This is a genomic window from Natronomonas pharaonis DSM 2160 (assembly GCF_000026045.1).
Taxonomy (GTDB): Archaea; Halobacteriota; Halobacteria; order Halobacteriales; family Haloarculaceae; genus Natronomonas; species Natronomonas pharaonis.
The window spans coordinates 1460274-1474868 of record NC_007426.1; the positions used below are offsets into that span (position 1 = coordinate 1460274).

The following is a 14595-nucleotide window of genomic DNA, read 5'->3' on the forward strand; positions in this document are numbered from 1 at the left end:
TACAGTGGCCCTATAAGCCCCTATGAAGCCAAAACTGTACGAAAGTTTACGTCATAGCTACCAGCATTATTTTCTGGTATTTGCGACAGTCGTCAAGATTACAGAATTGCGGCGTTTTGCGGCCTTTCAGTACTGATTTCGAGCCGCACCGTCAACTTTTTCCCCGTGTGGAAGAGAGGCAGTTACAGGATGAAGCGAACAACTCGACGCCGGTTCATCGCATCTGGAGCGGCAGTAGGTGCGATTACCATTGCCGGCTGTGCTGATGAAGACCCCGAGCCGGAACCTGAAGAGACGCCCGAAGACGACGAAACGCCGACTGAGACCGAAGAGGAAGAAGCGGACGTCTTCGAGGCAGGCTACGAGATCTGGGCTGCCGACCAGGGGACGGACACGGTTTACATCTACGAGCCGGCGGACGACTCCGGTGAGGAGTACGACCTCCTCGACGAAATCGACACTGGTGCGGAAGGCGGCCACGTGCCGCACATGGCCGACTACTCGTCGGATTACGAGTACGTCGCCATCCCGTGTACCACGGGTGCGCGGACCCTCATCTACCGAGCCGAGGACCGAGAACTCGTTGCCAACCTAGAAACCGGTGCCGGGTCGCACTTCGCCGGGTTCGGCCCGAACGACGAGTACATCCACGTCGATGTCATCGGCGAGAGTGAAATCGTTCGCGTCGATGTCGACCTCGAGAACGAAGAGTTCGAGATCGTCGACGAAATCGAAGTTCTCGAAGACGAAACGGTCCAAGAAGCCGGTATCGAATCCGGGTCGCCGATTTGTCACTCCTACGATAAGAGCGGCCGCTCGATTCACACGATGGGGCCGGCCTACGATGACGGCTCGCTCGTCATCGTCGACCACGAGGAGTTCGAAGTCGACACCGCATTCCCCCACGAAGAGCTCCCGACCAACTGTGGAACGATGCCCCACGTCACCGAGGATACGTTCTATCTCACGGCCGGTAACCCGACACCGACCGACGATGACGGCAACGTCATCGAAGAGCAGGAAGACGAGGCTGTCGGCGAGTACTACGTCCTCGACACCGAAAACGACGAAGTCATCCACAACGAGTCGACCCGCGGCGTCGACGCACACGGCTTCTGGTTCACTCCGGACGGCGAAGAGCTGTGGGTGCTGAACCGCGAAACAAACGACGGTGTTGTCGTCGACCCCGACACCCACGAAGTCGTCGACGAAATCGACGCCTTCGGGCCGGCAACGGCACCTGACCCCGACGAGCGCGACGCCCCGGACATCTTCTGGGGCTCGCCCGACGGCGAGTATATGTTCGTGACTCTCCGCGGCCCCGAGCCGCAGTCGGGTGACCCCCACGCTGCAACCGGCGTCAACCCCGGGTTCGCCGTTATCGACACCGACACCCACGATATCGTCACGACCGTCCAGCCGGACCCCGACAACGACGAGAGTGACCTCCACGGCATCGGTGTCCGACCGACCCGAGAGTACGACGGCTTCAACCTCCCGCCGTTCTAGAACAGCCGAGCCGAAAGACGATTACCGCTGGCGGACCTTTCTTCGCCTGCACACCATTAGTCCCCGACTGAGTCGCCCCCTTGGGGCAGCGATGACCGCTCGGAGAACCCAGGTGTGCGACAGCGGACGGTGGCGCAGCCACCCGCCCGGCACGAGGGTTAGCCGACTGACCACGGCACGCCGCTTGGGGTGATGTCGGACGTTAGTGTTCCGGGCGTACATTTCAACTATCTACGGGAGTCATCGGTGGGCCTCCGAGCGTTCCCAGCGCACCTGAGCGCCCGCTGCTATGTGGATTTGTTTCCGAGCCACTGCTGTAGTTCGGCTCTTTTCTCCTCGTAAATCGTCTCTGGGTGCTGGTCCTTTCCGTGCCGTACGATGGCTTTCGTCTCCTCAAATAGCTCTTCACAGAGCGATTCCAACGTCTCCGAATCGGCCCGGGAGTTGTCGTTCATAATCGGGAACTCACTCCGCTCAGAGCGAGATAGTTCCTGATAGAGTCTGCGGGCGAGTGGTTCGTACAGGTTGGCGACGCGCTTCCAGTCTGCTGTCTCTTCGACTGACCGCTGTCGGTATTCCTCGTCAGTACAGACCTTCTCGGCAACGTTCCACATGTACGCCTCGGCTTGTTCGTCAAAGTGAACTGCCACGGGCGCGGTGGCCCGTGGCTTCCCGTGGATTAGTCTGACACACCCACGACACCATCGGCTTGATGACCTGTAGCGGTGTCGTGGGTCACGGTCGGCTGGTTCACACAGCCCGATGCCTGCCGTCGCACCTTCCGAACTTGTGGAAGGCTGTTGAGAGCAGGCACATTTCGATTCAGTTTTTCCAACCCTTTCTTGGCGATGTTGATAGCCGCGTTCCGGTCGGCGTGGTCTTGCCGCCCACACTCCACGCACTTGAATCGCTTCTTGTTTCGGTTTGCACGAGTCGTATGCTCACACTCGGTGAGCGAACACGCCTGACTCGTGTACTCGGGGTTAATCTCCTCGCTCGGAATGCCTTGGAACGCGGCTTTGTACGTGATGAACTCTCGAAGTTTACGGAATGGGAGACTGTGAAGGCGGCGGTTCATCCGGGTGCCATAATCAATCGAGTCCCGCATCTCTTTGAGGTCTTCAAAGACGATGACGGGGTTCTCGAACCGTGGCACCCATTCCACGACTTGTCGAGAGACTTTGTGGAGTTGGTCGTGAACGAATCGTTCTTCTTGTTGCTCGAACGCTCGGTCGAACGACGACTTCCCGCTGTTCTGCATCCGTTTCCGCATCGTGAAGTACCGATGACGTTCTTCCTTGATTTCCGGGTAGTCGATGACAACTGAGTTAACAATGTCGTCTTCGTGGAGTGAAGCGAGTGCAACGCAGTCCTCGTTGATGTCCACTCCAACAACTGTGCGTGAGTCCTGTTTGTCTCGGACTTCAGCCTCGGTGTGAGTGATGTTGATGTGGAGTTCGTAGTTCCCGTTCCGTTTCATCGCTTCCGCCGTCCCGACTCGCCACGTCTCGGACTCGATGGCCGTTCGGAGTTGTTTGAGCACGTCTAGCGACCCCTGAAGCGTACCCTTCACTGGGTTGTACGGCTTCGCACTGATTCGGTAGCGGATTGAGTCGTCTTCGAGGAACAGGTTGTAGCCTTCCTCGTAGTTTGACCGAAGTGGGTACGCGCCGTCTTTCGTGTGACTGGGTTGGTTGTAGTCGTCGTACTCGTAGTAGTTCTCCATCGCTTCCAGCGATTTCTGCACGACGAGTTGCGCGGTATTGTTTACGAGATCGGCGTCGGATTCCAAGTCCTGCCGAATCTCGTCCCAGTCGTCACCGTTCTTTGTCCGGCGGATGGTTTCGTTGTACACGCGCCGGGCTTCGAGGAAGGCGTCGTCCAGAAGTTGCTGACCAGACTCATCGGGGTCGAGTTGGAAGACGAGTGTTTTGGTCAGCGACTTCTGCATACAATAATCGTCGTACTGCGGTCTTGTAAAGGTATTGTCTGTGGTTGATAGGTTGACCCAGTGTCGGGCTTCACCCCCGCGCACGGTGGCGCGGGGTACTCACCCTTGTTCTTCTAGTATAGAACCACCGGTTTATCAGCCAGTCCGCTTCGGTATCGACCGGTTTGACGATCAGCAGGTGATTGCTCCCAACCGGACCACCGGTGTCGAATACCAGCGTAGCTTTACAGCCGTTTATCCTTCGTTCCTCTATCGTTTCGCGCACGTGGGCCGTTCCCTGCGTTATTATTCAAATACGTTCGGAAGAAGGCTGTCTCACCACGCCTCAATTGCTGCGCGTAGGACAACTGGAGACGAGCATGCTCGGCTTTCTATATACGTTAGTGGCGCGTCCGGATGTCAGCGGGGGGATGGCACGAACTGAGGTTCCATCTCCGAAGCCACGGGCGGGGTGGTCTCCGGTTGGGTTCCGTCCTGCGTCGGTAGCAACCACAATCAGTTACATCATCGTGTAAAAAGCTAAGTGCGTTGCCGCAGAGCGTTGTATCGTTGTCGATGCAACGACGCGAGTTCCTCGCCGGGGGGGCCGGCCTCACCACAGCATTCACCGCTGGCTGTGCCGACAGCGACCGCGCTAACGTCGGTATTGCCGACGAGACGCTGACACTGGCGACGACGACCAGCACCTACGACACCGGGCTGCTCGATGCGGTAACCCTCGCTTTCGAGGACCGGTATGGCGTTTCCGTCAGGACACTTGACCAAGGGACGGGAGAGGCACTCGCGACAGGGCGGCGAGGCGATGCCGATGTCGTGATGGTCCACGCCCGGTCGCTCGAAGACGAGTTCATCGCTGACGGCCACGGTATCAACCGCCGCGACCTGATGTTCAACGATTTCGTCGTCGTTGGTCCGGACGACGACCCGGCCGGGATTGCCGACTTAGAGGATGTGACAGCGGCGTTTGCGACCATCGCTGAGACGGCTTCGGCGTTTGTCTCCCGCGGAGACAACTCCGGGACCCACGCCAAGGAACTGGCTATCTGGGAGGCCGCCGAGGCCGACCCTGCCGGAGAGTGGTACCGTGAGGCGGGCGCGGGGATGGGCGTGGTGCTGAATCAGGCAAACCAGACGCCCGCGTACGCGCTGGCTGACCGTGGGACGTACATCGCTCAGCGATCACAGCTGGAGCTCTCCATTCAGGTCGAGGGGCCGATAGAAGGCGGCCCGGAGCTGTTGGCGAATCCGTACGGTGTTATTGCTGTCAATCCGGCCGTCCACGACGCTGTCAACTACGACCTCGCGATGGCCTACATCGGCTTCCTGACCTCACCCGAGGGGCAGGCGGTAATCGAAGAGTACACTGTTGCCGGCGAACAGCTGTTTTTCCCGCGAGCGGTCGCTGAGGAACCGAATTTCCAGCAGTACGTCCCCGAGGGCTGGCAGCCCACGGAGGAGTAGTTGCATGTCGCTTGGGGGGCTCTCGCTGCTTGCGGTCGCCGACGCGTTGCCTGTCGTCGGCGACCTTCCGTTCGAGCGCCACTACATTACCAGCATCATCTACGTCTCGCTGTATGTGAGCCTCACCGCTGTGGTACTCAGCACGCTCATCAGCATCCCGATAGCGCTCGGTGTCGGCTTCGCTGACTTCCCGGGGAAGGGGGTCGTGGTCGCCGTTATCAACACCGGGATGGGCTTTCCGAGCGTGGTTGTCGGTCTGCTGGTCCTGTTTGCCGTCTCGAATCAGGGGCCGCTTGGAGGTCTGGGACTCGTCTACACGAAGGAGGCGATGATTCTTTCACAGATAGTTCTGGCAACACCGGTCATTACGGGCGTCAGCCTCGCCGCGGTCACGAGCGTCGGCGACGGGGTCCGGGATGCCGCCTACGCGATGGGTGCGACGAAGATGGATATCGCCCTCGTCACGGTCAAAGAGGCCCGGTACGGAATCGCGACCGGCGTTCTCGCGGGGCTTGGACGGGCCATCAGCGAGGTCGGCTCGGTGCTCATCGTCGGCGGCAACATCGCAGGGGCTGATGGGACAGCCATCACCCGAACGCTGACGACGGCGATTCAGCTTGAAGCCCGGCAAGGGCGATTCGAAGCCGCATTGGTCCTCGGCGGCATCCTCGTCGCGCTCGTGTTGGTTATCAACGGACTCGTTCTCAGACTCGGGGGCGGTCGGATATGACGCTGCTATCGACGCTGCGAGGGATTTCCAGCCCGGCACGCCAACAGCCCGGAACGCAAAGCGAATCGAGACGTGGCGGCGACACGCTCGCCGAACGCGGATTGGCCGTCGCCGGTGTCTCTCACGGCTTCGACGGGACGGCAGTTCTGGAATCGGTGACGCTGGCTGTCGACCGGGGTGAGACAGTCGCGATAATCGGCCCATCCGGAACCGGAAAGACGACGCTGCTGCGGCTGCTGGCGCTATTTTCCGAGCCAGACGATGGGACCATCGGTCTCGACGGGACCGATGTGTGGCGGCAATCCGAACGCCAGCGGCTCGCTGCGCGTCGCCGCATCGGGATGGTCTTTCAGAAAGCGAACCTCTTCGATACGACCGTTCGGCGGAACGTCCGCTACGGGCTCTCGGTGCGCCGTAGCTGGCGGGAGCGACTCCGGTCGTGGCTCGGAGGCCGGAAGCGACAGGAATCTGTTTTCGAGGCGCTGGACATCGTTGGGCTAGCCGACGCGGCCAGCCAGTCCGCGTCGTCGCTTTCAGGCGGGGAGGCCCAGCGAGTCGCTTTCGCCCGTGCACTCGCTTACGACCCGGACTTCCTGTTGCTCGACGAACCGACCTCCGATCTGGACCCGCGGAACACGGCGGTCATCGAGGAGGCGGTCGACGCTGCGCGCTCGCGAGGACTGGGTGTCGCCGTCGCAACGCACGACATGCATCAGGCTCGACGTATCGCAGACCGGATAGTCGTCCTCCTCGATGGGCAGGTCATCGAGGCCGGACCAACCGAGCGGGTGTTCTCTGACCCCGACGACGCCCGCGCCCGGAAGTTCATCAACGGAGAGTTGGTGTACTGACGATGACGGGCGAACACTCAACTGCCCCCCGCGGCTACCCGCCGTTGATGAATCGGACGAACGGACAGGGGGAGGCTGCCCTCGTCGCAGAGGGTGTCGAGTTCGACGCGGACGATGCCACCCTACTCCGGGAAATCAATGAGACGGGGTCCGTAGCGCGCGCCTCGTCGAACCTCGGCCGGTCGCGAGCACGCCAGCTCTCCCGAATCGAGACACTGGAGTCAGCGTTCGGCGACCTCGTTGAGCGACGGCGTGGAGGCAGCGGCGGTGGAGGCAGCCGGCTGACCGAGAACGCGGGGGCGCTGTTGCGCCGCTACGACCGGCTGCAGACCGCCCTTACGGCCACAGATACGGTTCCGGAGACGGTGCTCAATGGGACGGTCACGGCGGTTCTTGGCGAACTTGCTGATGTTGAGACAGAGATCGGAACGGTCCGCGGGCTCCACCCCGATGTGACAGCCGGCGATGACGTACAGGTACGAATCGGTGCTGATGCTGTTACCCTTCAGGACCCCGCAGACAGCCCCGGACCGGACGCGACGAGCGCACGGAACCGTTATCAAGGGACCGTAACCGCCGTTGAACACGGTGAGACCGTCCTTGAGGTGACGGTGGCCGTCTCGGACGTTCCGTTCCGGGCGCTTGTGACCGACGAAAGCGCCGACCGACTCGGGTTGGATGCTGGGTGTCCCGTCGTCCTGACATGGAAGGCGACGGCGACGCGGCTCGCGCTCCGATAGCTCGCTTCCGCGGTCACAAAGCCCATTGGTGAGTCCTCCAAACGTCGGCCATGGACCCCGCCCGAGTTGTCACCTACGGATTCGTCTACGCTGCCGCGGTCTTCTTTCTTCAGTGGGTGTTGCATCCGGACCCGACTGCGTTCGAGCAGGGCGGCCTCTTCAGCCTCCTTTCGGCGCTCATATTCGGGTTCTTGGGGCTGTACCGCCGGTTCGGACCGGAGACAGCAGAGCGCAAGCCGGAGTCGTACGGGTTGTTCGTGTACGGATTCGTGGTACTGTTGGTCCTTCTGAGTGGATTGACGGCCGCGTCGCTTGTGGTTCAGTAGCCAGCGTACTCGTCGGTAGCGGCCGCTCCGTTTACTGCATAGGCCCAATTCGTCAAACGCACCACAGTCCTTTTTATGACCTCCGGCAGAACATCGTGGATATGGGTGCAACATCCACAACCAGCAGCGCGTCGGTGTTCAGGAAGCCGGGCAATCCAGTCGGCTACATCGCCATCGTGATGGCGCTCGTGACGGGCGTTTTGCACCTCGTTGCGGCGACAAACGCGATACAGTTCAGTCAGACACTCGGTATCCTGTTCGTGCTCAACGGGCTCGGGTTCCTCGGCGGTATTGGGCTCTACTTGAGCAAGTACTGGCGAAAAGAGCTGTTCATCGTGGCGGCGCTGTACTCACTCGTAACGATTCTGGCGCTTTTCCCGGTGCAAGGCTGGGGTGTCGAGGCCTTCTACATGCAGGGAGAAATCAATCCGTTAGCAGTCATCACGAAGGCCGCTGAGGCGGTACTCGTTGTCTGTGCACTCTATCTGTACGCGACGGATAGCTGAACGGGCCAGCAGCGCTCGGAGCCAATAAACCCGTCCGGGAGAGCCCGGACGGAGCGTACGGCAGCGTCCACACCAGACCGCAGGGAGAATCGCGGTCGGAGACGAGGCGTACAGCCGAAAGGCGCCCGCGGCGGAATGGTGGGGGGAAACGCCGCAGGCGTGGGTTGTGGTGGCATCGCCGGCCGCGAGCGGGGGGACCCCGCAGCCGACGAAGGCGCCGACGGCCACAGCACGGTGGGTGGGTTGCGATGGGGGGGTCGGTGGTCGGCGCCTATACGGAGATATCTCCTACAGACAACTAACGATTGAGCCACGCATCACCGGCTATTTAAAACTGAGTCGGTGGCGGGGCTGCCGCGGGATATATCACGAGGCCGCACGACGATAACATCGTGCGCGTTCACGGCTACGAGGTACGGGGCGTCGGGCTCGACGGCGAAACGCGCTGTGCCCACTACGGAACCGAGCGCGACGTCGTCGCCATCAAGTTCGCCTGCTGTGCGACCTACTACGCCTGTCACCGGTGTCACGAGGAATGTACGGACCACGAACGGAGCCGGTGGCCGCTCGGACGCCGGGACGAGAAGGCTGTACTCTGTGGAGTCTGTGGGACCGAACTCGCTGTACAGGAGTATCTCGGCGTCGATAGCTGCCCCGACTGTGGAGCGCGGTTCAACCCCGGCTGTAACAACCACACCCACCTATATTTCGAGGAGCGGCCGACGGATGGCACGTAGGTTTTGTCGTTTCCGGACGAACAGCACACAGGTTTTGTCGTTTCCGGACGAACAGCACGCATGGACAAGGACGCGCTCGCTTGGGAGACACTTGCTTCGGAACGTGACTACACCTGTCCCGGCTTCGATGTCATACGCGACGATGTGCGGCTGCCGAACGGCACCGAGACGGAGTTCCACTACGTCTCCGAGCCACCGTCAGTTGTGATACTCCCGTTCCGGCCGGACGGTGACGTGGTCGTTATCGAGGAGTGGCGACAGGCGGTCGGCCGGGTCAGCTATGGGCTCCCGGCTGGTGGCCTCGAAACTGACGACGAAGATGTCATCGCAGCGGCACACCGTGAGCTGGCCGAGGAGACGGGCTATGAGGCTGACGCGATAGAACAGCTCGGTACCTATGAGCCGGCAAACGGGCTGTTCGACTCGGTGTTTCACTACGTCGTCGCCCATGGCTGTCGGCCGACGGCCGAACAGCAACTCGACGACAACGAGTCTATCACCGTCGAAACAGCCTCATTCGACGACCTCCGCGACCGCGCGGCTGTCGGCGACCTTCGGGACGGTCGCACAGCGCTCGGGGTTCTGCAGTATGCGGTCAGAAAAGATAGCTAGCGGCGCTATTGGTCGACGTCGACGGATTCGATACTGACGTCTTCCTGCGGGTCGTCGTTTCGGCCGGTCGGCAGCGAGCCGACCTCTTCGACGACATCCATCCCGTCGATGACCTGGCCGAAGACCGCGTGTCGGCCGTCGAGATGCGGCTGTGCGTCCAGCGTGATGAAGAACTGGCTCCCGTTCGTGTCGGGGCCGGAGTTCGCCATCGAGAGGATACCGGGGCCGTCGTGGGACAGCTCGTCGTGGAACTCGTCGTCGAACTGGTAGCCGGGGCCGCCGCGGCCGGTTCCGGTCGGGTCACCGCCCTGAATCATGAAGTCCTCAATGACGCGGTGGAAGGGCACATCGTCGTAGAGTGGGTCAATCCGCTTTTCACCGGTTTCGGGGTCTTCCCACGCGCCGGTTCCGGGCTCGATGTCGGTTCCCTCGTAATCGTTGGCCCCCGTCGCAAGACCGATGAAGTTCTCGACGGTTCGCGGGGCGCGCTGCTCGAAGAGTTCGACGGTGATGTCGCCGTGGGTCGTCGCTATCGTCGCGGTCGGGTTCTCGGGGTCGGAGACCGAAGCATCATCGCTCATATCCGCATCTGGGGTGGGTGTCGCAAAAGACTGCCGGCTCCCGTCGTCGCCAGCGGGCGTCCCGGACGTCTGTTGGTCCTCGTTATCGCGGTCGAGACAGCCTCCAGCGACAAGCACTCCGATTGCTGCTAATATTGCTCGACGGTCCGTGTCCATAGGACCTGTTCGTCCCCGTAGAAATGAACCCTTCTCTATGCTGCCTGAACGGATTTCGATGGCCAGATACCAGCTAAAATCCCCGAGAAATCATGAACCACAACCCTGTTTAGCATGCTTCCGGTAGTCCGAACGTATGGTCCGGGACCCGTTGGCTGACGACGACGCCCCAGACACCGAGGCGGTGTTGGAGGCGTTACACGACGACGACTGTCGGGCGATACTCGCCGAGCTCGACGAGCCCCGGACGGCCCGGGAGTTACTCGACCGGTGTGACATCCCGCGGTCGACGCTCTACCGGAAAGTCGACCTGCTCTCGGAAGCCACGCTCATCAGAGAGGGGACTGAAATCAGCGACGACGGGAGCCACGCGTCACGTTATCACGTCGACTTCGAGGAAGTAATAATAACCCGGGAGGAATCATCCCTCAACGCCGAAATAGAACGGCCCGCAAGGCGGGCCGACGAGCGGCTCGCGGAACTGTGGTCGGAAGTCCAAAAGGAGCTATGACAATGGTACATGCAAGTGTCGACATAGAAGTGCAGTTCGCTATCGCGGTCGTGAAGACGCTCATCCTCGTTTTGGGCGGCATCGTGACGTATCTCGCCTACAGCGCCTACCAGCGTACGGGGGACGAAACTCTCTTTCAGCTGTCGGTCGGGCTGGCGCTTGTCGGTGTCGGCGTCCTTCTCGGCGGATTCACCTTCGAACTGCTCGATGTCAGCCTCGGTGTCGGCGTACTCATCGAGAGCCTGTTCGTCCTCGCCGGACTCTCGGTCATCGCCTACTCGCTCAAAAAATAGCGGTATGTGTTTTGGCTCGCGTCAGAAGGACTGTAGCGTCGAGAGCCGCTCGGCCGCAGCGCCGGATTCGAGCGCCTCGCGGGCGGCGTCAAGTCCGGCATCGATGTCGTCGGCATCGCCGCCGGCGTAGATGCGCAGCGCCGCGTTGACTGCCACCGCGTCGGCGAACTCGTCGGTTCGCTCGCCAGCGAGCACCGACTCGGTGATGGCCGCCGAATCGGCGGCAACATCGTCGACAGCGAGGTCCTCGCCCTCGAAGTCCATTCCGTAATTCGGCGTCTCGATGTCGAAGTCATCGATGTCTTTGCCCTCGTTCCAGACGGCGACCTTCGTCGACCCCGGCCGGACATCGTCGTATCCTTCCATTCCCTGGAACATCACTACGCGGTCGACGGTTGCCGTCTCGGCGGCGTCGAAGGTGTTGATGAGTCGCTTCGCATAGGGCAGGTGGTAAAACGAGCCGAGGTGGACGGACGCGTCGGCCGGATTGGCAAGCGTCTCGATGGTGTTGACGAAGGTCCGAACCCCCATCTGGTCGCGCCGGTCTTCGAGGCCGGCGACTTCGGGAGCAAAGTTCGGCTGGTAGTAGAAGCCGAAGCCGACCGTATCAGTCATTGAGGCCGACTCCGCCGGAGCAAGTTCCGTTCGGACGCCCAGTTCATCGAGGACGTGCTTGTAGGCGTCCTGTTTTTGCGTCGGGACACGGTCACCGGAGTGAACGACGACCGGTGTACCCGCTGCAGCGGCGACAAGCCCCGAAGCGACACCGAGGAGAGCGCTTCGGCCCTTGCCGTCGTAGTTCGCACCGCAATCAACAGGGTCACACTCCGGCGCAGCGCTTTCGATACCCTCGTCCATGACATCGACGTACGCCGCCAGTTCCTCGGGCGTGTTGCGCTTCCAACGGTTGGCGAGCCAGAAGGCACCGAGCGTCGTCTCGTCGGGTTCGCCATCAAGGATGCGACGGAACGCGTCGGACGCCTGCTCGCGAGTCATGTCGTCGGCGGACTTGTGTCCGGACCCGACGACCTCTGTCATCAGCCGCTTGAGCGGCCACTCGCCGTACGTCTCCGATGTAGCTGCCATACCCGTGGTTCGGGAGCCGACGGCAAAAACGTCTCCCATTCGGCAACGCAACCCCACCGCGACCGACGGAATTTAACCCTCGGACAGCCAACGTACAGCAATGAGTACGCCAGCGACCGACGACGACTGGCGCGCCGGCATCGACGATATCGACGCGGCGCTCATCGATGGCTACCAGTCAGGCTTTCCGGTCACCGAGCGTCCCTTCCGGACTGTTGCGGACGACCTCGGCATCACGGAATCGGAAGCGCTGACGCGCGTCGAAGACCTCTACGAGCAAGGCATCTTCAGGCGGTTCGGTGCCGTTCTCAATCCCCCGGTCATCGGCGCGTCGACGCTGGCTGCCGTCAGCGCCCCCGACGACCGGTTCGAAGAGGTCGCAGAAACCATCAACGGCTACCGGCAGGTCAACCACAACTACCGCCGCGACCACGAGTGGAACATGTGGTTTGTGGTTACCGCCGGCTCGCTGGAGACGCGGAACGCCATCCTCGAAGAGATAGCGGCCGAGACCGGCTGTGAGGTCCTGAACCTCCCGATGCTGACGGACTTCTACATCGACCTCGAGTTCCCGGTCGTGAACGGCGACCGCTTTGCCCGCGAATCAGTCTCCGAGACAACCGCTGATGCGACACGAATCTCGGAGACGGCCGCCGCCGACCTCTCACCGCTTGACGAGGCCATCCTGCTGGAGATTCAGGACGGGCTTCCGCTGACGGAGACGCCCTACCGAGATGTCGCGGCGGCTGTCGACGCACCCGTTGCTTCGGTCTGTGAGTCGATCGAGGCGCTCCGAGCAGACGGCTGTATCAAGCGCATCGGCTGTGTCGTCAACCACATCGTCACCGGCTTTGACGCCAACTGCATGGTTGTCTGGGACGTTCCCGACGAAGACTTAGACACTCGGGGCGAGGCGGTCGGCGAGCTGCCGTACGTGACGCTGTGTTACAACCGCCCACGGCGGCCCGACCAAGACTGGCCGTACAACCTCTTTACGATGATTCACGGCCGCGACCCCGACGCGGTCGACGAGAAAATCGACGAGTTGGCCGACGAGGCGCTGCCATACGACCACGAGCGACTCTATTCGACGGAGACACTGAAGCAGACCGGCGCACGGTACGACGAAATTCTGGGCTCGTAGCTACAAGCGCCGTTCAGCCGCTCTCGGGGCCGGTGAGGTCGATGTGCCGAAGCCAGACGAACCAGACAACTGCGAAGGCAGCCCCGTAAGCGAGTGTCCAGATAACGGTGCCGACCATCTCGTAGCCGGCCCGCGTCAGAAAATAGTCAGTGATGCCGGCGATGGAAATCGTCCCTGCCAGAAGCAGCGAGCCGAGCGCCCAGTCCGGGACGCGCTCGCCGAGGGCCGGAGTCGACATGGGGAGAGATAAGGCCTGGATGGTTTCGAGTGTTCCGGTTCCGAACGGTCTCGGTCCGATGTGAAGGGGGTCGATGCGGGCTGTCGGGGACACGGGCGGCTGGCACCCCGGCCCCCGACCGCTGGCCGCTACTGGTTCCCGTACTGCTTGAGTTCCTCCATCCGGTCGATGAGGCTATCGATTCCACCGTGTATCCTCCCGATACGCTCCTCGACACCGTCGGTTGGGACCGCCCCCTGTGGCGTCGGCTCGATGAGGTCGTCGTCTTCGAGCATCCGCATCGAGTGGCGGGTCTTGTGTTCGTCGAGGCCGGCCTCCTCGGCGATTCGCTCGATGCCGATGGGATGCTGCTGGAGGATAATCTCCAAAACGAGCAGGTCTCGTTCTTCCTTTCGAAGCTGTCTTGCCAGCCGGTCTATCATTCGCCAACCGCTACCGACCGGACCGGCAAAACAATGTCGGAGTACCGGTCACCCGTCGCGGCCGAGCAGCGCCGACAGCCACGGTGTCGACCGACAGTCCTCGAACGGCGTTGGCTCGGACGGCTCCGGTGGTCGCTCACGGAGTTGCCGCTCGTACCACGCCACGTCGTGCCAGCCGCCGAGTTTGTAGCCGACCGCGGGGAACGTAGCGTTCCGCTCGAACCCCAGCGACTCGTGGAGGGCGACGCTCGACTGATTCGGCAGTGTCACGACGCCGTAGGCGGAGACGAATCCTTGTCGAGCGAGAGTTCGCAAGAGCAGCCGGTACAGCGCCGAGCCGACGCCGGCTCCGTGTGCCGACTCTCGGAGGTAGACTGTCAGCTCGGTCGCCCACCGGTAGGCGGCCCGTTTCCGCAGTTCGCCAGCGTGAGCGTAGCCGATAACGCGCCCGTCGCGCTCGGCGACAAACCACGGGTACGTCGGCTCGTCGATTTCGTCGGCAACATCAGACGGCTCCAGCGGCTCCTCTCTGAACGTGGCGGCCGTCGATTCAATGTAGGGACGGTAGATGTCAGCGATAGCAGCCGCGTCCCTCGTCGTTGCAACGCGAAGCGAGACGTCTTCGGGCGGTGTTGGCTCCTCGACGGGCGGGGAGGCAATCTCGTCCATAGCAGCCGGTCGGACGCGCCGGCGCAAATCGCTGACGAACCACGAGCGCAGCCTTGCCGAAGCGTTATCGAG

At 61.9% G+C, this 14595-nt stretch carries 19 protein-coding genes; 12 read left to right on the forward strand and 7 right to left on the reverse strand.

Annotated elements, in window-relative coordinates; all coding sequences use genetic code 11:
• The first annotated feature begins 189 nt into the window (after positions 1-189).
• Positions 190-1509: a YncE family protein gene (locus NP_RS07495; RefSeq protein ID WP_011323230.1), complete on the forward strand. Its 1320-nt coding sequence runs from the start codon at positions 190-192 to the stop codon at positions 1507-1509.
• Positions 1510-1796: 287 nt separating this feature from the next.
• On the opposite strand, the gene NP_RS07500 is transcribed toward NP_RS07495, so the two are convergent.
• Positions 1797-2159 carry a hypothetical protein gene (locus NP_RS07500; protein ID WP_198408082.1) on the reverse strand — a complete coding sequence of 121 codons (363 nt, stop codon included), beginning with the start codon at positions 2157-2159 and terminating at the stop codon, positions 1797-1799.
• A gap of 29 nt (positions 2160-2188) precedes the next feature.
• On the reverse strand, positions 2189-3460 hold the full coding sequence (locus tag NP_RS07505; RefSeq protein WP_011323232.1) for an RNA-guided endonuclease InsQ/TnpB family protein: 1272 nt from the start codon (positions 3458-3460) through the stop codon (positions 2189-2191).
• A gap of 549 nt (positions 3461-4009) precedes the next feature.
• Here NP_RS07505 and NP_RS07510 point away from each other — a divergent pair.
• From NP_RS07510 to NP_RS07545, 8 genes are all read left to right on the forward strand, one after another.
• A complete protein-coding gene (locus NP_RS07510) occupies positions 4010-4921 on the forward strand; it encodes a substrate-binding domain-containing protein (protein ID WP_049939568.1) in 912 nt (303 codons plus the stop codon).
• Positions 4922-4925: 4 nt separating this feature from the next.
• Positions 4926-5651 carry an ABC transporter permease gene (locus tag NP_RS07515; RefSeq protein WP_011323234.1) on the forward strand — a complete coding sequence of 242 codons (726 nt, stop codon included), beginning with the start codon at positions 4926-4928 and terminating at the stop codon, positions 5649-5651.
• Positions 5648-6502 (forward strand): ATP-binding cassette domain-containing protein, encoded by an 855-nt coding sequence (locus tag NP_RS07520; protein ID WP_011323235.1) that lies wholly within the window; start codon positions 5648-5650, stop codon positions 6500-6502. Before NP_RS07515 ends, NP_RS07520 begins: the two co-directional genes overlap by 4 nt.
• Positions 6503-6504: 2 nt before the next feature.
• Entirely contained in the window at positions 6505-7242 is a 738-nt protein-coding gene (locus tag NP_RS07525) for a TOBE domain-containing protein (protein WP_011323236.1), read from the forward strand.
• A 50-nt stretch (positions 7243-7292) separates the two neighbouring features.
• Positions 7293-7568: a hypothetical protein gene (locus tag NP_RS07530; RefSeq protein WP_011323237.1), complete on the forward strand. Its 276-nt coding sequence runs from the start codon at positions 7293-7295 to the stop codon at positions 7566-7568.
• A gap of 101 nt (positions 7569-7669) precedes the next feature.
• Complete coding sequence (locus tag NP_RS07535) at positions 7670-8074, forward strand: DUF7475 family protein (RefSeq protein ID WP_011323238.1); 405 nt, start codon at positions 7670-7672, stop codon at positions 8072-8074.
• Positions 8075-8466: 392 nt separating this feature from the next.
• Entirely contained in the window at positions 8467-8811 is a 345-nt protein-coding gene (locus NP_RS07540; protein WP_011323239.1) for a CHY zinc finger protein, read from the forward strand.
• Positions 8812-8871: 60 nt separating this feature from the next.
• Positions 8872-9423 carry an NUDIX hydrolase gene (locus NP_RS07545; protein WP_011323240.1) on the forward strand — a complete coding sequence of 184 codons (552 nt, stop codon included), beginning with the start codon at positions 8872-8874 and terminating at the stop codon, positions 9421-9423.
• Between the two features lie 5 nt (positions 9424-9428).
• On the opposite strand, the gene NP_RS07550 is transcribed toward NP_RS07545, so the two are convergent.
• Positions 9429-10004, reverse strand: a complete 576-nt coding sequence (locus tag NP_RS07550) for a peptidylprolyl isomerase (protein ID WP_011323241.1) — start codon at positions 10002-10004, stop codon at positions 9429-9431.
• A gap of 292 nt (positions 10005-10296) precedes the next feature.
• Between NP_RS07550 and NP_RS07555 the strand changes: the two genes are divergently transcribed.
• Entirely contained in the window at positions 10297-10671 is a 375-nt protein-coding gene (locus tag NP_RS07555; RefSeq protein ID WP_011323242.1) for a winged helix-turn-helix domain-containing protein, read from the forward strand.
• Positions 10672-10673: 2 nt separating this feature from the next.
• Positions 10674-10964, forward strand: coding sequence for a DUF7521 family protein (locus tag NP_RS07560; protein ID WP_011323243.1), 291 nt, complete (start codon positions 10674-10676; stop codon positions 10962-10964).
• A gap of 21 nt (positions 10965-10985) precedes the next feature.
• On the opposite strand, the gene NP_RS07565 is transcribed toward NP_RS07560, so the two are convergent.
• The gene (locus tag NP_RS07565; protein ID WP_011323244.1) at positions 10986-12050 is read right to left on the reverse strand and encodes an anthranilate phosphoribosyltransferase; all 1065 of its coding nucleotides are present in this window, start codon (positions 12048-12050) and stop codon (positions 10986-10988) included.
• A gap of 100 nt (positions 12051-12150) precedes the next feature.
• On the opposite strand from NP_RS07565, the gene ahbB reads away from it, so the two are divergent.
• Positions 12151-13194, forward strand: a complete 1044-nt coding sequence (gene ahbB / locus NP_RS07570; protein ID WP_011323245.1) for a siroheme decarboxylase subunit beta — start codon at positions 12151-12153, stop codon at positions 13192-13194.
• 13 nt (positions 13195-13207) lie between these two features.
• Here ahbB and NP_RS07575 read toward each other — a convergent pair whose 3' ends face one another.
• The 3 genes from NP_RS07575 to NP_RS07585 all read right to left on the reverse strand — a co-directional run bounded on the left by NP_RS07575 (position 13208) and on the right by NP_RS07585 (position 14523).
• Positions 13208-13432, reverse strand: coding sequence for a hypothetical protein (locus NP_RS07575; protein ID WP_011323246.1), 225 nt, complete (start codon positions 13430-13432; stop codon positions 13208-13210).
• A 128-nt stretch (positions 13433-13560) separates the two neighbouring features.
• The gene (locus NP_RS07580; protein ID WP_011323247.1) at positions 13561-13854 is read right to left on the reverse strand and encodes a hypothetical protein; all 294 of its coding nucleotides are present in this window, start codon (positions 13852-13854) and stop codon (positions 13561-13563) included.
• Between the two features lie 48 nt (positions 13855-13902).
• Positions 13903-14523, reverse strand: a complete 621-nt coding sequence (locus tag NP_RS07585) for a GNAT family N-acetyltransferase (protein ID WP_011323248.1) — start codon at positions 14521-14523, stop codon at positions 13903-13905.
• Positions 14524-14595: the final 72 nt, after the last annotated feature.